This is a genomic window from Streptomyces sp. NPDC032940, from assembly GCF_040636935.1.
GTDB lineage: Bacteria > Actinomycetota > Actinomycetes > Streptomycetales > Streptomycetaceae > Streptomyces.
On the sequence record NZ_JBEZVJ010000006.1, the window covers coordinates 282,450 to 302,687 of the forward strand.

At 71.3% G+C, this 20,238-nt stretch carries 16 protein-coding genes and 4 pseudogenes; 9 read left to right on the forward strand and 11 right to left on the reverse strand.

Features of this window, described 5'->3' with window-relative positions:
- Positions 1 to 60 precede the first annotated feature (60 nt).
- Positions 61 to 954 (forward strand): NADP-dependent oxidoreductase, encoded by an 894-nt coding sequence (locus AB0E77_RS11495; protein ID WP_361568789.1) that lies wholly within the window; start codon positions 61 to 63, stop codon positions 952 to 954.
- Positions 955 to 1,151: 197 nt separating this feature from the next.
- Here AB0E77_RS11495 and AB0E77_RS11500 read toward each other — a convergent pair.
- A pseudogene (locus AB0E77_RS11500) lies at positions 1,152 to 1,403 on the reverse strand (nitroreductase family protein); the annotation flags it as partial.
- 191 nt (positions 1,404 to 1,594) lie between these two features.
- Here AB0E77_RS11500 and AB0E77_RS11505 point away from each other — a divergent pair.
- Positions 1,595 to 1,732 (forward strand): hypothetical protein, encoded by a 138-nt coding sequence (locus AB0E77_RS11505; protein ID WP_361568790.1) that lies wholly within the window; start codon positions 1,595 to 1,597, stop codon positions 1,730 to 1,732.
- Positions 1,733 to 1,740: 8 nt separating this feature from the next.
- On the opposite strand, the gene AB0E77_RS11510 is transcribed toward AB0E77_RS11505, so the two are convergent.
- The 3 genes from AB0E77_RS11510 to AB0E77_RS11520 are packed head-to-tail and all read right to left on the reverse strand — an operon-like array spanning position 1,741 to position 3,974.
- The gene (locus tag AB0E77_RS11510) at positions 1,741 to 2,307 is read right to left on the reverse strand and encodes a TetR/AcrR family transcriptional regulator (RefSeq protein WP_361568792.1); all 567 of its coding nucleotides are present in this window, start codon (positions 2,305 to 2,307) and stop codon (positions 1,741 to 1,743) included.
- A 28-nt stretch (positions 2,308 to 2,335) separates the two neighbouring features.
- Positions 2,336 to 3,778 (reverse strand): amidase, encoded by a 1,443-nt coding sequence (locus tag AB0E77_RS11515; protein WP_361568794.1) that lies wholly within the window; start codon positions 3,776 to 3,778, stop codon positions 2,336 to 2,338.
- Positions 3,765 to 3,974, reverse strand: coding sequence for a hypothetical protein (locus AB0E77_RS11520; protein WP_361568795.1), 210 nt, complete (start codon positions 3,972 to 3,974; stop codon positions 3,765 to 3,767). Before AB0E77_RS11520 ends, AB0E77_RS11515 begins: the two co-directional genes overlap by 14 nt.
- Positions 3,975 to 4,307: 333 nt before the next feature.
- Here AB0E77_RS11520 and AB0E77_RS11525 point away from each other — a divergent pair, with 333 nt between their 5' ends.
- The gene (locus AB0E77_RS11525; protein ID WP_361568797.1) at positions 4,308 to 5,234 is read left to right on the forward strand and encodes an MBL fold metallo-hydrolase; all 927 of its coding nucleotides are present in this window, start codon (positions 4,308 to 4,310) and stop codon (positions 5,232 to 5,234) included.
- Between the two features lie 588 nt (positions 5,235 to 5,822).
- Here the strand turns inward: AB0E77_RS11525 and arr are convergent.
- Complete coding sequence (gene arr / locus AB0E77_RS11530) at positions 5,823 to 6,221, reverse strand: NAD(+)--rifampin ADP-ribosyltransferase (protein WP_361568799.1); 399 nt, start codon at positions 6,219 to 6,221, stop codon at positions 5,823 to 5,825.
- A 486-nt stretch (positions 6,222 to 6,707) separates the two neighbouring features.
- Here arr and AB0E77_RS11535 point away from each other — a divergent pair, with 486 nt between their 5' ends.
- Both AB0E77_RS11535 and AB0E77_RS11540 read left to right on the forward strand, forming a co-directional pair.
- Positions 6,708 to 10,802: a hypothetical protein gene (locus AB0E77_RS11535; RefSeq protein WP_361568800.1), complete on the forward strand. Its 4,095-nt coding sequence runs from the start codon at positions 6,708 to 6,710 to the stop codon at positions 10,800 to 10,802.
- A 477-nt stretch (positions 10,803 to 11,279) separates the two neighbouring features.
- Positions 11,280 to 11,642, forward strand: a complete 363-nt coding sequence (locus AB0E77_RS11540; protein ID WP_361568801.1) for a VOC family protein — start codon at positions 11,280 to 11,282, stop codon at positions 11,640 to 11,642.
- A gap of 1 nt (position 11,643) precedes the next feature.
- Here the strand turns inward: AB0E77_RS11540 and AB0E77_RS11545 are convergent.
- A pseudogene (locus AB0E77_RS11545) lies at positions 11,644 to 11,775 on the reverse strand (IS630 family transposase); the annotation flags it as partial.
- Between the two features lie 115 nt (positions 11,776 to 11,890).
- On the opposite strand from AB0E77_RS11545, the pseudogene AB0E77_RS11550 reads away from it, so the two are divergent.
- Positions 11,891 to 12,037 (forward strand): annotated as a pseudogene (locus AB0E77_RS11550) (IS5/IS1182 family transposase); the annotation flags it as partial.
- Between the two features lie 69 nt (positions 12,038 to 12,106).
- Here the strand turns inward: AB0E77_RS11550 and AB0E77_RS11555 are convergent.
- A complete protein-coding gene (locus AB0E77_RS11555) occupies positions 12,107 to 12,505 on the reverse strand; it encodes a VOC family protein (RefSeq protein ID WP_361568802.1) in 399 nt (132 codons plus the stop codon).
- A 93-nt stretch (positions 12,506 to 12,598) separates the two neighbouring features.
- On the opposite strand from AB0E77_RS11555, the gene AB0E77_RS11560 reads away from it, so the two are divergent.
- Entirely contained in the window at positions 12,599 to 13,591 is a 993-nt protein-coding gene (locus tag AB0E77_RS11560) for a YafY family protein (protein WP_361568803.1), read from the forward strand.
- 437 nt (positions 13,592 to 14,028) lie between these two features.
- On the opposite strand, the gene AB0E77_RS11565 is transcribed toward AB0E77_RS11560, so the two are convergent.
- Entirely contained in the window at positions 14,029 to 15,072 is a 1,044-nt protein-coding gene (locus AB0E77_RS11565) for a helix-turn-helix domain-containing protein (RefSeq protein ID WP_361568805.1), read from the reverse strand.
- A 133-nt stretch (positions 15,073 to 15,205) separates the two neighbouring features.
- Here AB0E77_RS11565 and AB0E77_RS11570 point away from each other — a divergent pair, with 133 nt between their 5' ends.
- Positions 15,206 to 16,132, forward strand: a complete 927-nt coding sequence (locus AB0E77_RS11570; protein WP_361568807.1) for an NADP-dependent oxidoreductase — start codon at positions 15,206 to 15,208, stop codon at positions 16,130 to 16,132.
- A 215-nt stretch (positions 16,133 to 16,347) separates the two neighbouring features.
- On the opposite strand, the gene AB0E77_RS11575 is transcribed toward AB0E77_RS11570, so the two are convergent.
- Entirely contained in the window at positions 16,348 to 17,196 is an 849-nt protein-coding gene (locus AB0E77_RS11575) for a LysR family transcriptional regulator (protein ID WP_361568809.1), read from the reverse strand.
- Between the two features lie 104 nt (positions 17,197 to 17,300).
- Between AB0E77_RS11575 and AB0E77_RS11580 the strand changes: the two genes are divergently transcribed.
- Positions 17,301 to 18,044: an SDR family oxidoreductase gene (locus tag AB0E77_RS11580; protein WP_361568811.1), complete on the forward strand. Its 744-nt coding sequence runs from the start codon at positions 17,301 to 17,303 to the stop codon at positions 18,042 to 18,044.
- Positions 18,045 to 18,443: 399 nt separating this feature from the next.
- On the opposite strand, the gene AB0E77_RS11585 is transcribed toward AB0E77_RS11580, so the two are convergent.
- Positions 18,444 to 19,487 carry an SMP-30/gluconolactonase/LRE family protein gene (locus AB0E77_RS11585; protein WP_361568813.1) on the reverse strand — a complete coding sequence of 348 codons (1,044 nt, stop codon included), beginning with the start codon at positions 19,485 to 19,487 and terminating at the stop codon, positions 18,444 to 18,446.
- A gap of 128 nt (positions 19,488 to 19,615) precedes the next feature.
- Positions 19,616 to 20,234 (reverse strand): annotated as a pseudogene (locus AB0E77_RS11590) (LysR substrate-binding domain-containing protein); the annotation flags it as partial.
- Positions 20,235 to 20,238 lie beyond the last annotated feature (4 nt).

Genomic DNA, 20,238 nt, shown 5'->3' on the forward strand with positions numbered 1-20,238 from the left:
TACCAGGTATGAAATCAAACCAGCTTTAAAATGCTAACCGTTAGTGTTACGGTCCTTCGCATGAAGAAGGTGAGCTTCGCCGAGTTCGGCGGTCCGGACGTTCTGCAACTCATAGAGGCCGAGGAGCCGCACGCGGGCCCCGGTCAGGTGCGCATCGCCGTGCGGGCGGCGGGCGTGAATCCCGTCGACTGGAGGGTCCGTGAAGGCCAGATCCTGAAGGCCCATCCGATCCGGTTGCCCGCCGGAGTCGGCCTGGACGCCGCCGGGGTGGTGGACGAGGTCGGCGAGGGCGTCGCCGGGGTCGAGATCGGTGACCACGTGTTCGGTGAAGGCTCCAGCACCTACGCTGAGTTCGCCGTGCTGTCGGCCTGGGCCCGTATGCCCGAGGGGCTGGCGTTCGAAGAGGCCGCGGGGTACCCCTCGGTGGTGGAGACCGCGCTGCGTATCCTCCGCGAGGTGGGGGTGCGGCGGGGGCAGACGCTGCTCGTCAGCGGTGCGGCCGGGGGAGTCGGGTCGGCGGTGCTGCAGATCGCCCGCGACCGCGGCATCGCGGTGATCGGCACCGCCGGGGCCGCGAATCAGGACTACCTGCGGAGCCTGGGTGCCCTCGCCACGACGTACGGCGAGGGCTGGGCCGAGCGGGTGCGACAGCTCGGCCACGTCGACGCGGCCCTCGACCTCGCCGGCTCGGGGGTGATCCGCGAACTCGTCGAGCTGACCGGGGATCCCCGGAAGGTGATCTCCATCGCCGATCTCGATGCGCCGCAGCTCGGTGTCCGGTTCTCCGGCGTGGCCGGGAGCGTGCCGGATGCGCTCGCCGAGGCCGTCGGTCTCATCTCGCGTGGGAGGCTCCGCATCCCGGTGGAGAAGACGTACACGCTCGCCGAGGCCGCGGCAGCCCACATCGACAGCCAAGCCGGACACACGCGCGGACGCCGGGTCCTGGTCGTCTGAGCCGTTCCCGGCGCAGTCGCGCGGTGAAGCGGTCTTCCGGCTCTGCCGGGACCGGTAGGGGGCGAGGAGGAGCTCAAAGAGCAGCCGGAGCAAGGCAGTGGTTCATGACCGGCAGATTCGGCGGGCTCGGGGAAGCTGGAACCCGGTCGTGAGCGGCCTCAGCATCCGGCATGCCTTGTCCGAGCCGGTCAGCCGTGTCAGGTCGCGACCTCTGCGAGCGCGGCCCGCTCGGTCGTGACGTGGTTCACCGGGGCGAACCGGTCGGCGTAGCCGAAGGAGATGCCCACGAGAAGTCGCCTTGCCGGAACTGCGAGTTCGGCGCGGACCGTGTAGGCGTAGAAGCTCAGCAGCCCTTGCGGGCAGCTCGCCACGCCGTACGCGGTCATCGCCAGGAGCAGTGTCTGCATGTAGGCACCGACGTCGGCGGCCGGCCGGAGCCCGCCGTCCCCGGTGACGAAGGCTCGAAGTGCCGTGCCGGCTTCGCGCGACCGGGTACCGGATCCCAGAGCAGGGCGAGCTGGGCGTTGCCGACCCGCTGTCGCATTCCCGGCCGGCAAGGGTGAACTCCACTGCCGATGCGATGAGTTGAACCAGTCGGAGGATCGCTCCTCACCGGCCGGGCGGCGGCACGGAGGTAGCCGTGTCCCACGCCCCATTGTGCTCCGCGTCGTTCACCGCGGACGGTGACACCACGCCCTGGGTCGGGCGAAGCGGGCTGCGCGGAGCCGGCGATCCGGGCAGCGCGGCCGGGGTGAGCGATCTGCTGTGGGAGGCGTGATGTCCCGGTCAGCGATCGGTCGCCCCGAGGAGCCCTGCCACCAGATGGCGGGCGTACGTGGTGTCGAGTCCTTCAGGGCGGAAGAGGATGCGGTACATCATGGGGGCGACGAGGTGGTCCATGACCGTCTCGACGTCGGGTGAGGTCTCCTCGCGGCCGGCCGCGCGGTCGAGGATGATGCCGATCTGCTCGGCCGCGTAGGCCGAGCACTGGCCGGCGTTGCTACCGTCCGGGTCGCCGAGCAGGGCGTCGCGGATGTAGGCGCGGCCGGCGGGGGCGGACATCTCCTCGAGGAACAGCCCGGCCCAGGCCTCGAGATCGGATTTCAGGCTTCCTTCGTCCCGTGGCGCCGACTCGGGCCGCAGTCGCTCGACCGCCACGTCCGACAGCAGCTCCTGCAGGTCGCCCCAGCGGCGGTAGACCGTGGACGGGGTGACTCCGGCGCGGCCGGCGATCAGGGGGACGGTCAGCGCTTCCCGGCCCACCTCCGCCTCGAGTTCGCGCACGGCGGCGTGCACGGACTCCTGCACCCTGGCGCTGCGGCCACCGGGGCGCACCATGGTCCTTCGGCTCATGAACCCAGGTTAAAGCACCTATGCGGCTTCACGTGCCCGTCCTCGTCACGGTCGGTACGCGCTGGCCCAGCCCTTCGGTTCGTGGCACGGTCGCCGGCCGGCGCGCGGGCCGGGTCTGCTCGTAGGCGTGGCCGACCCGCAAGAGCACCGGCTCGCCGAAGGGCCGGCCGAGCAGCTGCATGCCGATGGGCAGGCCTGCCGTGCTGCGGCCAACGGGTACGGACAGCGAGGGTACCCCGGTGATGTTGGCGGGGGCCGAGAGGCGCACGTAGGCGTCCGAGACACCCTCGACGGTGCCGTCCGGCCAGGTGATCGTCTCGTCGCCGGCCTTCACCGCCGTGGCCGGGACCGTCGGGGCGGCGATCACATCGACCTCTTCGAGCAGTCGGCTCCAGGCCTGCTGCATGAGGGTGCGCGAACGCTGGGCGCGCAGATAGTCCCCGGCCGGCATCAGCTCGCCGGCTTCGAGAAGGACACGCACGTCGGCCTGGTACAGCTCGGGGACGGTACGCAGGGTGCGCTCGTGGTAGGCGGAGGCCTCCGGCACCATCAGGCCCCACTGGGTGGCCTGGATGTAGCGCGTCATGGGGATCTCGACCTCGACGAGCCGTGCGCCCAGCCTCTCAAGCTCGCCCATGGCCCGCCGGACGGCGGATTCCACGTCCGGGGCGACGTGGTCGAAGTAGTAGTTGCGCGGTACGCCGATGCGCAGCCCCGACAGTTCCGTCGCGCCGCCCGGCCGGTACGCCGGGCCCGGGGCGGCCAGGGAAGCGGGGTCGCGGGGGTCGTGGCCGGCCAGGGCGGTCAGGACCAGGGCCGCGTCCTCGACGGTGCGGGTGATCGGGCCGACGTGGTCCAGCGACCAGGACAGGGACGTGACGCCGTGGCGGGAGACGAGGCCGTAGGTCGGTTTGAGCCCCACGACGCCGTTGAGCGCGGAAGGCACCCGGATCGATCCGCCGGTGTCGGTGCCCAGCGCGAAGGTGGCGGCGCCTGCGGCGACGGCAACGGCGGATCCGCCGCTGGATCCGCCGGCGACCCGGTCGGGGTGCCAGGCGTTGGTGGTCTGCGGGGTGGTCAGACCGTAGGCGAATTCGTGGGTGTGCGTCTTTCCGATCAGGACCGCGCCGGATGCGGTCAGACGGGCGGCTACCGTGCTGTCGGTCTGCGCGCGATGGTCGGCACGGACCCGGGAGCTGGCCGTGGTGGCCGTGCCGGCTACGTCGATCAGGTCCTTCAGCCCCACGGGGACGCCGTGCAGCGGGCCGTGCAGGCGGCCGGCCGCGACCTGCCGCTCGGCCGTGCGGGCCGCCCGGCGGGCTTGCTCCACGGTGACGGTGACATAGGCCTCCAGATGCGGATCGACCTTCTCGATGCGGTCGAGGACGGAATCCACCAGCTCGACGGGGGACAGCGTCCGCGCCCGGATGGCGTCGGCGGCCTCTGCGAGGGACAGTTCATACGGCTGCATCGGTCCTCCCCTCTCCGGCGCGGTAGGCGGCCGCGGGCGGTGTGTCTCCGTAGTCCAGCTCCCGCAGGACCGCGACGACGGAGTGGATGTGGTTGGCGGTGGCGGCCACCGCGGCGTGCCGGCCGGGCGCCAGCGAGAGCCCGGCGCGGTCGGCCCAGAGGGCCGCCTGCGGCGGTGTGAGCTCGGCAGTGGACATGAAGGTTCTCCCCTGTTCGGGCGGGAGCGACGGAAGCCCCACGCTTAAAGCAAACCGTTTGCTTTAAGCGACCCTAGGGTCTACGGTGACTTAAAGCAAACCAATTGCGTTTAGAGGGAAGGGGGCCACGCGTCAGCGTCGCGCGGACAAGGCTGCGCAATGCCCCGACTCCCTCGGAGAAGGGGCCCGCGGGCCGCGGCCTGGCCGCCTCCCGGACGTACGCCCTGGCCACTGCCCTTCTCGCCGTCGGGGCGACGGCCGAACTCACCGTCCGGCCTTCCCGCCACCGACGCCTGCGCTGAACACGTCCGAAGAACATGGGAGACGACAGGCATGGACACTTCACCGGCCATCGAGACCACCGCCGCCCCGTCCTGGACCGTGGGCGCTGTCACCGTCCACCGCATCGACGAAGTCCTTCTACCGCCCGCGACCGGACGCTGGCTGCTGCCGGACGCCACCGCGGACCTGGTGGGGCGGCAGGAGTGGCTGTACCCCGACTTCGCCGGGCACGACGGCCTCCTGCGCATCGCCAGCCACAGCTTCGCCCTCACCGTCGGCGGCCTGCGCATCCTGGTCGACACCGGCATCGGCAACGGCAAGGAGCGGGCCAACCCGGCCTGGAACGATCTGCGGACCGGTTTTCTCGAGCGTCTGACCACCGCCGGGTTCCCGCCGGACTCCGTCGACCTGGTGATCCTCACCCACTTGCACGCCGACCACGTCGGCTGGAACACACGGGAGGTGAACGGCGAGTGGGTCCCGACGTTTCCCCACGCCCGCCACGTCACCTCCCGTCTCGAGCGGGAGTTCTGGGCCACGTATGACATGGATGAGGCGCGCCGGCAGATGTTCCGCGACTCCGTCATCCCGGTCGAGGAGGCGGGGCTGCTCGACCTCGTCGACATCCCGGCCGAGGGCGTCGAGGTCGCCACGGGCCTGCGCCTGCTGCCCACGCCCGGCCACACCCCCGGCCACATCGCCGTCGAGCTGACCAGCCAGGGCGAGACGGCGCTGATCACCGGCGACTGCATCCATCACCCGGTCCAGCTCGCCCACCCGGACATCGGCGCGTGCGTCGACATCGACCCGGAGCAGTCGGAGGCCTCGCGCCGCAGGCTCCTCGGTTCCCTCGCCGGTACGAAAACCCTGCTCCTGGGCACCCACTTCGCGCCGCCCACCGCCGGCAGGGTCATCCCCCACGAGAACACCTACCGCCTTGCGCCCGTCCCCGCCGTCCCGAAGACCGATTCGCACTGACCCCGTGGGCGGACCTGCCGTGGAGGGCCTGCCCGGGAGTGATGACGGTCCACCGACACGCAGGTGGCTTCGCGTCGCACAGACGTCGGGCAGCGACTTGGGTCGGCACCCGATCCGCCGCCCAAGGAGGTAACGGCAGACGTGGAAGGCTCCGAAGCCCGGGCCCGTCACGGACTCGCGGCTTGTCGGCGCGGGCCGGGTCGAGTCCGGAGGCGAAGAGTGTCCGGCCGTCGGTGCAGAGCCGCCCGGGAGTCCTCCGCTGCTCCGCCGCGGGCGAGGTCGGTCGCCAACGAGCGCTGTCGGAGAAAGTGGTCGAGCCCAGTGTCGACATCCCCGTTGCGTCCGTTCGGCCCATGCTCCTCGGCCCGGAGTGAATGAGCACGGGCCGGCGGGATGAGGACGGCAGGGGGAGTAGGGCGGTCCCGGTCCGGCGTGCGTCGGCCGGTCCCGTCACACAGCACCCGCGGACGGTCCGGCGGCCGCGTGGCGAGCCCCCTGCGCCCGGGACGAAGACCGGTGGCCCTGCGCGGCGAGAAGCGTTTCGCCGTAGGCACGCTCGGGCGTCACGGCTCGGGTGTCACGGCGGCCTCAGTTGATTATCTCGGCGCGGTCACTCAGACGGATCGCGGCCAGCCGATCGCGCCATGTGCGGAGGGCTTCGGGTGTCTGCCGTGTCCAGTCGGTGACCTCGCCGACGATTCGCAGGGGTTCCCTGCTGCGATAGGAACGGGTGGGATTACCAGGGAACTTCCTGTCGGTGACATTCGGATCGTCCTCGAACTCCCCGGTCGGCTCGACGACATACACACGCGGCGTCCCGTCGCCGGCGGCAAGTTCGGCGGCGAGACCCGCGCCGTCGCGCAACGCGGTGAAGTAGATGTGATTCATGACGATCTCGGGCCGGTAGTTGGAACGGAAGCCGGCCGTGAGGTGATCTCCGACTTGCAGCTCGGCCTTCGTGCCGTGAAAGAAGGGTCCTACGTCCATCGCTACACGTTAACGCGCCCGGGCGGTGCGTGACCGCGAACCGTCCCGGAGCGGCTGGGATGCGCGAAGGGCCTGGACGTCCGCATGTCACTTGCGGGTACGGCACTGCACGGGCCGCCGATTCGCCCTCCCGCCGCTTCCGTGTGGCAGGGCGGCCACCCTCGCCCACGGCAGGAGCCGCCCCTGCCCGGGCCACGTCAGCAGGCGCAGAGACAAACTGCCGGCGGGCGATGCCGGGCGTGCGGGCACCCGTACCCCCCTCGCTTCGCGTCAGCTCGAGATCCGGGAACACATGCCCTCCTCGTGTGAGTCGTCCCGTTCCCTTGCCCTGGCGCCCTCGGACCATGCGAGGGCTGATCGCGCCGCTGGAGCGGATGGAGTGGAGGCCGACGCGTTGTCGGTGGCACGGCGTAGCGTGTGATCAACAAGCATCTGGCAACGGCCGACAGGCACCGGCCAGGACGACACCACGGGGGACGGCGGCACATGGGCACTCAGGTGGAGAAGGACGGGTACACCGCGGAACTGACGGACGATCTGGATATCGTCTACCGCAATCCTCAGAGGCGGAAGCTCAAGCAGCTGCCCGCCCCGCTGGCGGGTGCCCCCGGTGTCCGCGCCCTGCATGAGACGCGCACCCGTCTGCGCGACCACCGCGAGGAGTGCCGCCGGCAGGCGGCGCAGTGGGCCCGGGCCCAGGCGGTCGTGCCGCGCGCGCTGGCCGACGCCGACCCGCTGTGGCGGGAGGCCTTGGACGCAGAGTCCGTGCGGCTGACCGACGAACCGGGCGAGGGGGGCCTGTGGGCCCGCACCTACGCGGGCTTCGACGGCCACACCCACACTCAGCTGATCCCCGAGCAACTGATCCCGTTCCGAGACCAGTTGATGCGCGGACAAGACTGGGAACCGGAGGCTTTCTTCTCCACCGGCATATCGGACCCCTCCGACGGCGAGCTGCCCTTCCCCGAGCGGATCCTCGCCGCCCACCCCGGCCTCGAGGAACTGGCGACGGGGAAGATCCTCCTGCTGCGGGCACGCACCAACGAGTGGGCGTACGTCTCCAAGAAGGAGATCGACGCCGTTCTCCAGGGAATGGAGGAGACCGCCCCCGCGCTGCTGATCACGCTCCTGGACGAGACAGCCGATCTCGCCCTGCGGCACGAGGACCGGCCGACGGCCGCCGCGTGGTTCGGGCGGGCCCGCACGTGCGAGCGGACGCAGGCCCGCGAAGCCGGCGAGGAGTGGCTGCTGCGCCGCTACCTCACCTACGCCGAAGCCGGTGCTCTCTCTGCGACCACCCTGCGGGCCTGGGTCCGCGACCTGGCCGTCAAGGGCGTGGCGACGCCGGCGCACCTCACGGACTTCCGCGACGTCGTGATCCGCCGCATGCGGGCGTCGTCCGAGGTGTACCCGCAGCTCGCCCAGGACCTGCGCAAGCTCGCCAAGGCCGCCGGAGCGGACCCGGAGAGCGAACTTGCCACGCTGCTCGAAGAGATCTTCCGCACCGGTCACTTCCCCCTGAACGACAAGAAGTTCTGGGCCGACTGCCTCACGGGCACGGCCGTGGACCTGGTGACCGAACGCGCTCCCGGGACGCCCCGCACGATGCTGGACCAGCGGCCCCACCGCGATCTCGCCGGCTCCGGCCTGTGGCTGAGCCTGCTGGAGCGCACCGGCGCGCTGGCGCTGCTCACCGGTGAGGCACCTGGGCTGCGGGCCGGCGAGGCGGCGGCCTGGCTGAGCGGGCGCATCACCACGCTCAGGGACGGCAACGGCACCTGGCCGGTCGTGCACGAGATCGCCGAACGGATCGCCCCGAAACTGGCGGCGGACGGCGTACCCGTCCAGATCCGCTACCAGCGGACCGGCAACCGCCAGGACCACCGTTACACGACGCCTCTCGACCTGATCGACCTGTTGCTGGAGCACGGCGCACCGGTCTGCGACCCACCGGAACTCCTCGGCCCGTGCCAGTCCAACTACGTCGAGCTCCGCCGCCGGCCCGAGTTGAAACACCTCCAGGCCGACCCGCGCTTCGCCCGGGAGCTGCGCGCCCGGACACGCGCCGACCTGGAGATGACCATCAGGGACCTGGGAGACATCCGCTGGTACCAGCCGCACCAGTCCTCCAAGGGCTGGGACCGCCTACCCCCGCTCTTCGACAACCCGCTCGGACACGAGGAGATCCGCGACTGGTTCGGCCGCGAGCGGGCGAAACTGCGTACCGTGGCTGACTTCGACGAACTGGTCCTGCTGCTCGGCCGACTGGTCCACGCGGGCGTCGCCCTGGACCTGCTGCCGAAGGATCCCGACGTGGCCGCAGAGTTTGCGGCGGTGGACGTCGTACCGCTGCTGATGGCGAAGCTGCCCGACACCGTCACCCGTCCTCAGGTCGAGGAACTGCTGAGCCGGCTCACCCCTTGCTACGTCGCACGCGACGGCGTCCAGCCTTCCTACCGTGAGCCGATCCGTCAGGCACTGCCGCAACTGGGCGACCCCGCTCGCAGCGAGGCCGCGTCCTTGCTGGTCATGGCCGTCAACTGCCGTGCGGGACTGGAGCAGCTGGCCCGCCGCTTCACCCCGGTGGTGGACGAGCCGTCACCGGCCGGCCGGAAGCCGGCGAACGCGGACGAGCGCATCGGCCGCTCGATGATCCGGCTCGCGCAGGACGACACCGCCCCCGTCTGGGACGGTGACCTCACCAAGCCCACGACGACCTACGACCGTCTGCTCAGGGACGGCGGGCTGCGCCACACCCACGTGTGTGCTGCCCCGCTCGTCCTGTGCGCCGTGTCCACCCGGCAGGCGGGCTGGTCGTCACCGGTGGAGCCGGTCCTGGCCTACGCGAGTCACCCCCTTGTCACCGACGAACCGGGCCGTTGGCGCATCGTGCGGTGCGAGGTCCCCGAGTACCGCGGCGGTCGCGCCGTCGCCTGCGAGGGCGAGGTGTTCCGCAGGGCCACCTCCGTCGCCTACGTCATGGCGTCCGGTGGCCGGGCCCCAGGGCGGACACTGTGGGAATACGCGCCCGACGGCGACTTTCCCGAGGACGGCCCGCTCGCGGCGGGCGGCGCCACACTCATCGACGCCCACATGATGGAGCCGGTACGGCCCGGCACCTGGTTCACGCGCTTCGCCGAGCTGTACCGCGAGCACGGCCACGCACCCGCCCGCCCGGAACTCGCGACGGCCTTCGCGGAGCGGCTGGGCCTGTCCCCGGCCGAGGCCACCGTGCTGCTGACGGCCCACGTTCCCTGCATGCCCCGCCGGTCGGGACAGCACCTCCGCTACCGTCCTCGGCTCCGGTCCACCGACCTGACGGCCTGGAAGGTCCGCGAGAAGGACGCGGAACAGGCCGTCGCCGTGCTGACCGACCTGCTCGGGCCGGACCGCGTCGCCACCCTCTACGACAAGCTCCTGCCCGATGACCCGGAACTTCTGTGGACCACCGGGCCGGACGTGGACCGGGCCGCCACGTGGTGGCTCGCGGAACTGGGCGCCCCGATGCCCGTGCCCACCGCGCTGCTGCCCCTCGCCGCCAAGGAGATCCAGCCGCCCCAGGGCGAGGAGACCCTCCCACGGCAGATGCGCCAGGGCATCCCGGGATACCGGCCCCGCATGAGGCTGCCGGCCCTTCTCGCCCGCGTCGCCGCCGGCGCGGACTGCCTGGCTCCCCACCCGGCCGACGGCCCGGAGGGCGCACCGCAGCCGACGGCCCTGCCGAGGATCGCCGCCTGGATCGCTTACCGCACCCCGGCCGGCGACCCGCTGCGCCCCGCGGCCGGTGCGGCGATCGCCCGACTGCGTGAGGAGGTGGCCGCCACCCCCGGTCCGCTCACGCTCTTCTCCTTGCAGAGCAACCACCTGATGGGGCCGCCGCCGGCGACGGACGCGCTGACCGCCCACCCCGCTGTCACGGAGACCGACGACCCCGTCTACGGCATGAGGCGCCTGCGCGTCGACCCCGCCGCGCTCATGGGCCCCGACGACCCGCTGCTGGACGCCTTGGACGCCTACCTCGACTCCGTACTGCCCTCCCAGTGGCTGCCCGGCCCCTCCGGGCTGCCCGGCCTCGCGGACCTGCGGCTGCTGTTGAGCGGCGACTTCGCCGCGCTCGGGCAGCACCTGGCCGCCGACACCGAGCGACCCGAGGGCTGGGAGCAGCACCCCGAGCGGTCGGTGCCGCACCTGGTGGAGGAGTGCGCCGACGCGCACGGCCTGAGCAGGGACGCCGCGTCGCTGTACCTGATGCTGCTGGCCCTGCCGGACCCGACCGACCGCAACGTCAGGACGTGGACCGGCTGGAAGTCCGGACGCTTCAAGGAGACGCAAGCCGAACTGGCCGCGTCCGGCAGGGTGCTGCGCGCCGTCCGGCCGCGAGCGGGACGCGCCCTCTTCCTGCCCGGTGCCTGGCTGGGGGACCGCAAGCCGCCCCGTCTCCCCGTCGAGTCGTCCAAGCTCCCGCTGTTGCCGCTGGCCAAGGAGCACCGTTCGACGTCCCACCTCGCCGCCGTCCCCTCCGTCCCGCTGCCCACGCTGTTCACACGGGCGTGGGAAGGCGCGGGGTCTCGACGGGGGTGACCGTTGCGCACCCCGGGCGCCGGCCCTCCCGAGCGGTCCGACCCCGCCACGGGGCCCCACCCGTCCCGTGCCTCGTCCGCACCGGCTACGAGCGGGCGGTCGACCCCCGACACGCCGACGAGAACGGGGGCACACGTGCAGCGATCGTCAACGACCGGAGGGATCACGGGCCTGTCGGCCGACGTGACCGCTGGCCCGTGACAAGGTTGGCAGCTGTCGCCGGCACACTCGTGCCGAAGGACGCCGGCGCGAAGGAGGGGCAACACCCCTCACCCGCCACCGGCAGGCGGATGCTGCGCGAACTCGACGAACAGGCCGCCACGGCGGCGAGCACCTGCTCACCGGCTAGTGCCGCATGGGCAACGTTTCGCCTTGTCGTGTTGCGCGGGCTGACGCTCTCTGGTGCCAACGGGTGTTACCAGTGTGTGTGTTGGGAGGCCTCGGATAGGCTCAAGCATGCGATCTCGAGCAGGCGGCATGTGGTGGGGCACCACGATCGAAGCGCCGGACCCCAGCGGTTTGGCGAAGTTCTATGCCGAACTCCTTGATTGGCACGTCGGGCACGAAGAGCCGGGGACTGCCGTCGTGGCCGCTTCACCGCGAGGGCCGTTCTTCGTGTTCCAGCAGGCGGAGGGTTATCGCTCTCCGGTGTGGCCACCGGCCGACGGTGACCAGCGCCCGATGATGCACTTCGACTTCCAGGTCGGTGACCTGGACTCGGCGGTCGCCGAGGCGGTGGCCCTGGGCGCCACGATCGCGGAGTTCCAACCGAGGGAAAACGTCCGGGTGCTCTTCGACCCGGCCGGACATCCCTTCTGTCTGTGCCGCGACGATGAGTAGGTCAGGCGATGCTCGCCCGGTCGACGACGGCGCGTAGGCGCCGGTCGTCGGCATGGCGGTTCCGCCAGATGAATGAGCGGCGGATCATGCTGCCCTGTTCCTTGTGACTGGCGTGGTCGGTGCCGTCGAGGGTGCCGGGGCCGTCCCCTCGCTCATGTCGTCCCGGCGGCAACACCAACGACTGCACCCGGTCCAGAGCCGTGGGGGAAGCGATCAGGGGTGCCGCGAGGGGCCGCTTGCCGGTCTTCGACCGTGAGACGTACAAGCACCACAACGTCGTGGAACGGTGCTTCAACCGGTTGAAGCAGTGGCGCGGGATCGCCACCCGTTACGACGAGACCGCAGAGTCCCGCGAAGCAGACGTCGCCCCCGCGTCACTCCTGGTGCGAGCCTGACATTCGACGACAGAACCTGGCAGCCTGCGTCCCTCGCCCCCGGCCCCTGTGAGTTTCTGAAACGATCAGTTAGCGTGCGAACTTTTCGATCGCCGCCGGGGTGACGGGGGTGAAGAAGTTGACGAGGTTGCCGTCGGGGTCGCGGAACAGCAGGGACCGGTTGCCCCAGGGCATCGTGGTGGGTTCGGTGACGAAGTCGGTGACGAAGCCGGTCAGGTTCCGGTGAACGCGGTCCACGTCTTCGACGAGGAACTCGGTGATCACGCTGTGGTTGTCCGCCGGGCGTGCGGAGCCCGGGGCGAACAGCGGGACGGTGCGGGTGCCGGCGATCGCGAGGGTGGCGCCCGCGGTCTTCAGTTCGGCGAAGTCCTCGGTGGCCCACGTCGCCCGCGCCCCTGTGGCTCGCTCGTAGAAGTCGACGAGGCGTGCGACGTCGCTGGTGATGATGCGGATCGAGACGAATTCCATCGGAATCTCCTTGGCTGTGCGGTTGGCGTGCACGTCGCAGGCTAGGAGAAATAGAGGACAGAATCGGTCCTGTATTTGCGTTAGGCTGCGGACATGTCCCGACCCACCGGCCGCGTTCTGACACTTCTGGAGCTGTTGCAGTCGGGCGGCACCCGGACTGTGGCCGAGCTCGCCGACCGGCTCGGCGTCCAAGGGCGCACGGTGCGGCGATATGTGGACCAGTTGACCGACCTGGACGTGCCCGTGGAGTCGGTGCGCGGCCGCTACGGCGGGTACCGACTGGCTCCCGGGTACCGCCTGCCTCCGCTCATGCTCAGCGACGACGAGGCGCTGGCCGTGCTGCTCGGCTTGATCGCCGGCCGCCGGGCGGGGCTGACGACGACGGAGCGCACGGCGAACGAGACGGCGTCAGCGAAGATCCGGCGGGTGCTGCCCCGGCACATCGCCCGTCGGCTCGACACTCTGCTGGAAGCTCTCGCCTTCACGGATCAGGCGGGTGAGCCGGATCACCCGGACGCCGGGCTCCTGCTCACCATCGCCGATGCGGTGCGCCACCGCCGGCCGGTCTCGATCCGCTACACCGACCGTGAAGGACGGCGCAGCGAACGCACACTGCACGCATACGGGATCGTCGCCCATGCGGGCCGGTGGTACGTCACGGGCACGGACGCCGAAGTCGGCGAGGACCGAACCTTCCGGCTCGATCGCATCGCAGACGCGAGGACCCTGCCCGGCTCGTTCGACGCGCCCGTGGGGCCCGGTCCGGCACAGCGTGTGTTGTCAGGACTCGCTGCCGCCGAGTACCAGCATGAGGTGACCTTGCGGATCCACGGGACAGCTGAGCAGATTCGCGCCCACCTCCCCGCCGGCACTGCGAGCCTGGAGGAGTACGAGCCCGCGGCCGGCGAGGACCGGGATGCCGAGCGCTGGCTGCGCGTCGAACTGCGGGCGCAGCGACTCGACTGGTTGCCTGGCGTACTCGCCTCGCTCGACCGGCCGTTCGTCATCGAGCGCCCTGATGAACTGCGCGGCCTCGTCGTCGCGCTCGCCGACCGCATCTCGTCGTACGCCCGCCGGGCGCCCTGAAGTCGCCGGGCAGGGCGGCACCGAGGTACTGCTCGATCTCCCAGCTGCCCGGGCCCGCACGCCCGGCGACGGGCTCGCCGAGGCAACCGTCCCGGTGAGCGGCGGCTCACCTCCGCTCGCGCGTCCCGGCATCCGCCAGCCCGCCCGGGTGAATGCGAGCCTCCATGAGAACTCCTCGCGGTTCGGCGCCAGTTGCCGGTCGGGACATCCGCGGGCGCGCCTGGCATTGACGGGATCGCTGCGGAGTGCAGGGAAAACTCCTGGGTGCTGCCATTGGTCGGCCGGCGGTGAAGGAGTGCACCCTGACCGGCGGCAAACTGTCTGAACAGCACTTCGCCCGCCAGCGCCCGGCGCCAACGGGGGCCCTCCGGCAACGGCAGGTCGGCCGGCAGGCAGGTGCACCACCAGGTCGTAGGTGTCGCTCCGTCTGATCGCGGTCAGAGCCGGGCTTCCACGGGCTCGTGAGGGCTGAAGGTGCGGCGGTAGGCGGCGGGTGAGACACCGAAGGCCGCTCTCATGTGGGCGCGCAGGGAGTTCGCGGATCCGAAGCCGGAGCGGTGGGCGACCAGGTCGATCGACAGGTCGGTGGTCTCCAGCAACTGTTTGGCCAGTTCGAGGCGTTGCGCGGTGAGCCACTGCACCGGGGTCATCCCGACCTCGTCGCGGAAGCGGCGGGTGAAGGAGCGCAGGCTCATCCGGGCGTGTTCGGCAAGGCGGTTGAGGGAGAGCGGTTCGCCCAGGTGTTCGAGGGCCCAGGCGCGGGTGGCGGTGGTGGTGGCAACGGTGGGTTCGGGGACCGGGCGGTCGATGTACTGGGCCTGCCCGCCGTCCCGCCAGGGCGGCACGACGCACATGCGGGCGGCGCGGTTGGCGGCGGCGGCGCCATGGTCACGGCGGATCATGTGAAGGCACAGGTCGACACCGGCGGCGACGCCCGCGGAGGTCAGGACGTCGCCGTCATCGACGAAGAGGACCTCGTCGTCGACCTTGACGCGTGGGTAGGCGCGACGGAACTCGGGGGCGAGAGCCCAGTGGGTGGTGGCGGGCCGGCCGTCGAGGAGTCCGGCCGCGGCCAGCACGTAGGAGCCGGTGCAGATGGACACCAGGCGGGTGCCGAGCCGGATCCGGGCGATGGCCGCGGTCACCGCGGGCGGCAGCGGACCGCCGAGGCCCAGTTCGGGCATGGCGTGTGTGGGCGGCACGATCACGGTGTCGGCAGCGGCCAGGGCCTCCGGACCGGCTGCGGGCTGCACGGTGAACCCGGCGTCGCTGAGGACGGGGGCGCCGTCGGCGGTACAGACGGTGACCTCGTACAGCGGGCGTCCGCCCGGGTCCAGGACGCTGCCGAAGACCCGGGAAGGGATGCCGAGCTCGAAGGGCGGGACGCCGGGCAGGGCGAGGACCGCGATGCGGTGAGGTTCGGGCGCGTCGTCGGCCCGGCAGGGGTGGGTGTCGGTCTCTGGCCACTGCGTCTCGCTCATGGCCAGATGCTGTCACATGGTGGCCGGACGGCCAACACCATCAAGGGTGCGGATACCGGATCCTGGACTGCGTCGCACCGGGAAGAGCCCGGGCGGCACAACCGATCGAGACGGAAAGAGTGAGGCGGACAACATGCGTGCGGTGGTCGTGGAGCAGTGGGGCGGACCCGAAACGCTCGTCGAGCGTGAGATGGCCCGTCCCGAGCCTGGACTGAACGAGATCCTGGTCCGGGTCCACGCGGCCGGAGTGAACCCCGTGGACTTCAAGACCCGGGCCAGTGGCGCCCTGATCGAGTGGGGCGACGTGCCGGCGGTCGGCTGGGACGTCTCCGGCACCGTCGAGGCCGTCGGACCGGGTGTGGGGATCTTCCGACCGGGGGACGAGGTCTACGGCATGCCGCTGTTCCCGCGGCAGGCCGGCGCGTACGCGGAGTACGTCGTCGCCCCGGCCCGCCACTTTGCGCCCAAGCCGGCGAACCTCACGCACGTCGAGGCTGCGGCGCTGCCGCTGGCCGGGCTGACCGCCTGGCAGGCGCTGGTGGACACCGCCGGCGTGCGCGCCGGTGACCGGGTGCTGGTGCACGCGGCGGCCGGCGGGGTGGGCCACCTCGCCGTGCAGGTCGCCAAGGCTCGCGGTGCCTACGTCATCGGCACCGCCAGCGCCGGCAAGCACGACCTGCTGCGGGAACTGGGCGCCGACGAGGTGATCGACTACCGCACGGTCCGCTTCGAGGACGTCGTCCGGGGCGTCGATGTGGTGCTGGACGGTGTGGGCGGCCAGAATGCCGAGCGGTCCCTGAAGGTGCTGCGGACAGGCGGCCGGCTGGTCACCCTGCCCGGCCCCGACGACGTTCCGGCTGCCGTCCCCGACCACGTACGCGCGGTGTGGATGCTGGTCGAGCCCGACCACCTCGGTCTGCGCGAGATCACCGCCCTGGCGGAACGGGACGCCCTGAAGCCGGTGGTCGAGACCGTGCTGCCGCTGGCCGAGGCCGCGAAGGCACACGAGATCGGTGAGCGGGGACGCACCACCGGGAAGATCGTCTTGTCTGTGGCCTGACCTCCGCAGCCTCAGCGCCGGCCCAGCGAGGCGGGCCAGGAGCCCTGTGACACCCCAACCACGCCCGCCTTCAGGAGAACGCGGGCGAAGCGCTCAAGGAGGTGTGCTTCCAGGACAACGGCCCGCCGCGTCGGCTCCCTGGGGTAGCTCCGTTTCACGGACATCGAGCACCGCGAGTTCGACCTGTAGCAGCACCCTCCTGGCGTTCACTGCCGTTACCTGGCGGTGGCGGCGCGGACCAGTCCCGCGACCGCCGCTGAACGACTGTGCGGGGGCCAGGCGATAACAGTGGTGACGTGGGGGGCGTCGGTGACCGGAACGGCGGTGAGGCCGTCGCGCAGGCCGGTGCTGCCCGACGCCGGGACGACCGCACAGGCCCGGCCCAGGGCGATGAGCTGGGTGAGCTGCGTGTGGTCGCGCACCTGCGGTCCGGGGCCGTCCGGGAAGGTGCCGTCGGGGCGGGGCCAGCGGGGCAGGGGCAGGTCGGGAATGGCGGTGACCTCGGCGAGCCGCAGGTGCGGACGGGTGCTGAGGGGGTGGCCCGCGGGGAGGATCGCGATCTGCCCCTCGGAGTGCAGGTCCTCGGTGTCGAAGCCGGCCGTGTCGTCGAAGGGTCGGTGCAGCAGGGCTACGTCGGCCCGGCCGGTGCGCAGCACGGAAACCTGCTCGCCCGGCCCGCACAGCACGACGTCGACCGGGACGGCGCCGGGCTCGGCGGCGTAGGCGTCGAGGAGTTTGGCCAGCAGTTCATCGGAGGCGCCCGCCTTCGCGGCCAGGACCACGGCGGGGCGGCCCGTCGCGGCGAGTGCGGCCCGGCGGGTGCGTCGTTCCGCAGCCTCGACGGCGTCCAGCGCCGCCCGCGCCTCGCGCAGCAGCACCACCCCGGGCTCGGTCAGGGCGACGCCCCGACTGCCTCGCTCCAGCAGGAGGGTGCCCAGGCGTCGTTCGAGCGCGGCGATCGCCCGTGACAGCGGAGGCTGGGCGATTCCGAGCCGCTGCGCGGCCCGGCCGAAGTGCAGTTCCTCGGCAACCGCGACGAAGTACCGCAGCTCACGTGTCTCCACCCCGCCAGCCTAACCGGCCCGGCCTCGAGTGATACCCAGGCGGTATCGCCGCTCACCCAGTCGGTCTTGGACGCCCTGCCCGGCGGGGGAGAAGCATCTGTGTCATGACGGAGACGAACATCGTGAACCACCCCAAGGTCGCGCTGGTGACCGGGGCCAACAAGGGCATCGGGTACGAGATCGCCGCCGGGCTCGGCACCCTCGGCTGGACGGTCGGGATCGGCGCGCGGAACGAGGAACGGCGCGAGGCCGCCGTGGACAAGCTCCGCGCGGCCGGCGCCGACGTGTTCGGCGTGCCGCTGGATGTGACCGACGAGGCGAGCGTGACCGCGGCGGCCCGGATGATCGAGGAGCAGACCGGGCGGCTGGATGCGCTCGTCAACAACGCCGGCATCACCGGCGGTATGCCGCAGGAGCCCACCACGGTCGACGTGGACCGGGTACGGGCGGCCGTGGAGACCAACGTGATCGGCGTCATCCGCGTCACCAACGCCCTGCTGCCGCTGCTGCGCCGCTCGCCTGCGCCGCGGATCGTGAACGTCTCCAGTCGAGTCGGCTCCCTCGGACTCCAGACCACACGTGGCGCCGGGACGGGCCCCATCTCCGTCGCATACGCTCCGTCGAAGACGTTCCTCAACGCCGTCACCGTGCAGTACGCCAAGGAACTGGCCGACACGCACATCTTGATCAACGCCGTCTGCCCTGGCTACACGGCGACCGACCTGAACGGCTTTCGGGGAGTGCGCACTCCGCAGCAAGGCGCAGCCGCCGCGATCCGGCTGGCCACCGTGGACGGCCACGAGCCGACAGGCTGCTTCTTCGACGACGAGGGAGAGGTGCCCTGGTGACGAACGGTCCGCGTGCGCCGTTCCGGGGGAGGTGATGCCTGCGCGTCCATGTGACCGGCACTGTCCCGCTATGTCGGTACGGCCGTCGAGCCCGAGCCGCCGGCGGGCGGTCAACGAGGTGAGGGACAGGAGGCACCGAATGTCTGTGACAAGCAGCCTGCCTTCCAGGTGACGACCAGGCTGCTTCGGCCCGGCCCTTCTGCCAGGCCGTTCGGTTCCGTCGGTGACAACTCCCGAGCCTCGGCACAATGCGGCGGGCCGTCGCACAGGGCTCTGACGGCGGCCCGCTCCCGAATCCGCGTCGCGAATTCCCGTCACGCCTCGGGCCGGGACTCCACCTGGCGCAGGCAGGACACGCACCGGGACTGCCATCGACCAACTCGCCTCGACCCCAGAAGATCAGTTATCGGACACGGCCTGGTCGCGCGCGGCGGACCTGGCGGGTGGGGCGAGGACGGCGAGGTCGTCCTCGTGGAGGCTTGAGGCGACGAGTGTTCCGTGATGCTCGGTGATGCCGGTGACGAACCGGTACGAGCTGTCGCTTGTGCGCAGGTCGTGGACGAGACGCCCGTCGAGATCGTAGGCCATGACCCAGGCGAGGGGGCGGGGCCCCGGCCGGAGGGCCTGGGGAAGGTTCCATACCAGCGTGCGCAGGAGGCCGGGCAGCGGCAGGAGTTTGTCGAGGAGGGTGTTGCGCGGTGAGGGGAACGCCACCCACAGGAGTCGGTCGCTGCCGAGGCTGATGTTGTCGGGCAGTCCGGGGAGGTTGTCGGCGAAAGGTTCGGTGGTTCCTGTTTTGGGGCCGGTGAGCCAGTAGCGGCTGATGCGGTATCCGGTGGTTTCGGCCACAACAAGGTGGGAGGCGTCGGGGGCGAGGACCAGGCCGTTGGCGAACTTGAGGTCGTCGCGCAATACGGTGAGAGTGCCGTCGGGGGTGCGGCGGACCAGGAGGCCGGTGCACGAGTGCTCGAAGACGTCGCCGAGGTAGTGGTCGAGGTCCCAGCGGCGGGTGGAGACCGTGAACCAGATGGTGCCGTCCGGGCCTTCGGTCACATTGCTGGTGAAGGTAAGGGGCCGGCCCGCCACGGTGTCGGCGAGTATTTCGACCGCTCCGTCGTGGGACATGCGCAGTAGCCCGCGGTCGTGGTCGCAGACCAGGATCGTGCCGTCGGGGGAGGGGTGGAGTCCCAGTGGGCGGCCCCCGGTGTTGCCGATGACGGTGCGTTCGCCGGTTGCCGGGTTGATCTGGAGGATGGTGCCGTCGGCGAGGCCGGTGTACAGGCGGCCCTGCCGGTCGGAGATCACGTCTTCGGGGCCGTGACCGCCGGTCGCGATGCGGCGGGTGACGGTGAAGCCTCTGGTGGTGGGTGTTCGGCCCTCGTTGGCCGGGGCCGGGGGAGGGGCCCAGCGGCGGGGGGAGAGAAGACGGCGGGTGTCACTCACGGCTGGCTCCCTGCCTGTGCGTCGGTGATGTCAGGCCATCCGCCGGGCGGCGGTCGTGGTGCGGCACCGGCGCGGGTTCGCACTGGACAACGCGATGCCGGAGAAGGGGACTTCTGGCACGACTTCTATCAGATGACCTGCCGTGGCTGTGCTGTTGCGGGTGACGATCGACGTCGGTGGTTACGGGAGCAGTCCAGCGATGCGGGGCCCGGCTGCTGGGCGAGGCCCCTGTGGGCAGGACGGACCGAGGCGAAGGTTGTGGCGAACTGGTCGAGCAGGGTCGCCGCCCAGGGGTGGGGGTCACGGCGTGGCGTGACGGCGTAGATGCCACGGGTCGGAGGATCGACCAGGGACAAGATGGTGGCGCCGGTCCGCAGGGCGCCCGTCAGCACGCCGGGTATCAGCGCGACGGCGTGACCGGTTGCTACCAGGGACAGCTTGCCTACCAGATCGGCTGCGGTGAGGTCGATGCGCGCGCTCACCCCGGCCCGGGCGGCGTATTGCCGCAAAAGTGCCGCCGAGCCGTCGTTGTCCTCGACCCAGATCTGGTCGGCCGGCGTCTGCGTGTGTACCGGGCCGCGCCCGGCCTGCGGATGGCCGACGGGCAGTGCGACGACCATGTCGTCCAGCCCGAGGAACCGGCGTTCCACCCGGGGATCACGGGGCAGTCCCGGCGGTGCATCGGTGACGACAGCGACGTCGAGAGCACCGGCGACCACGCTTGTGCAGTTGCGCGCTCAGGCCCGGTGTG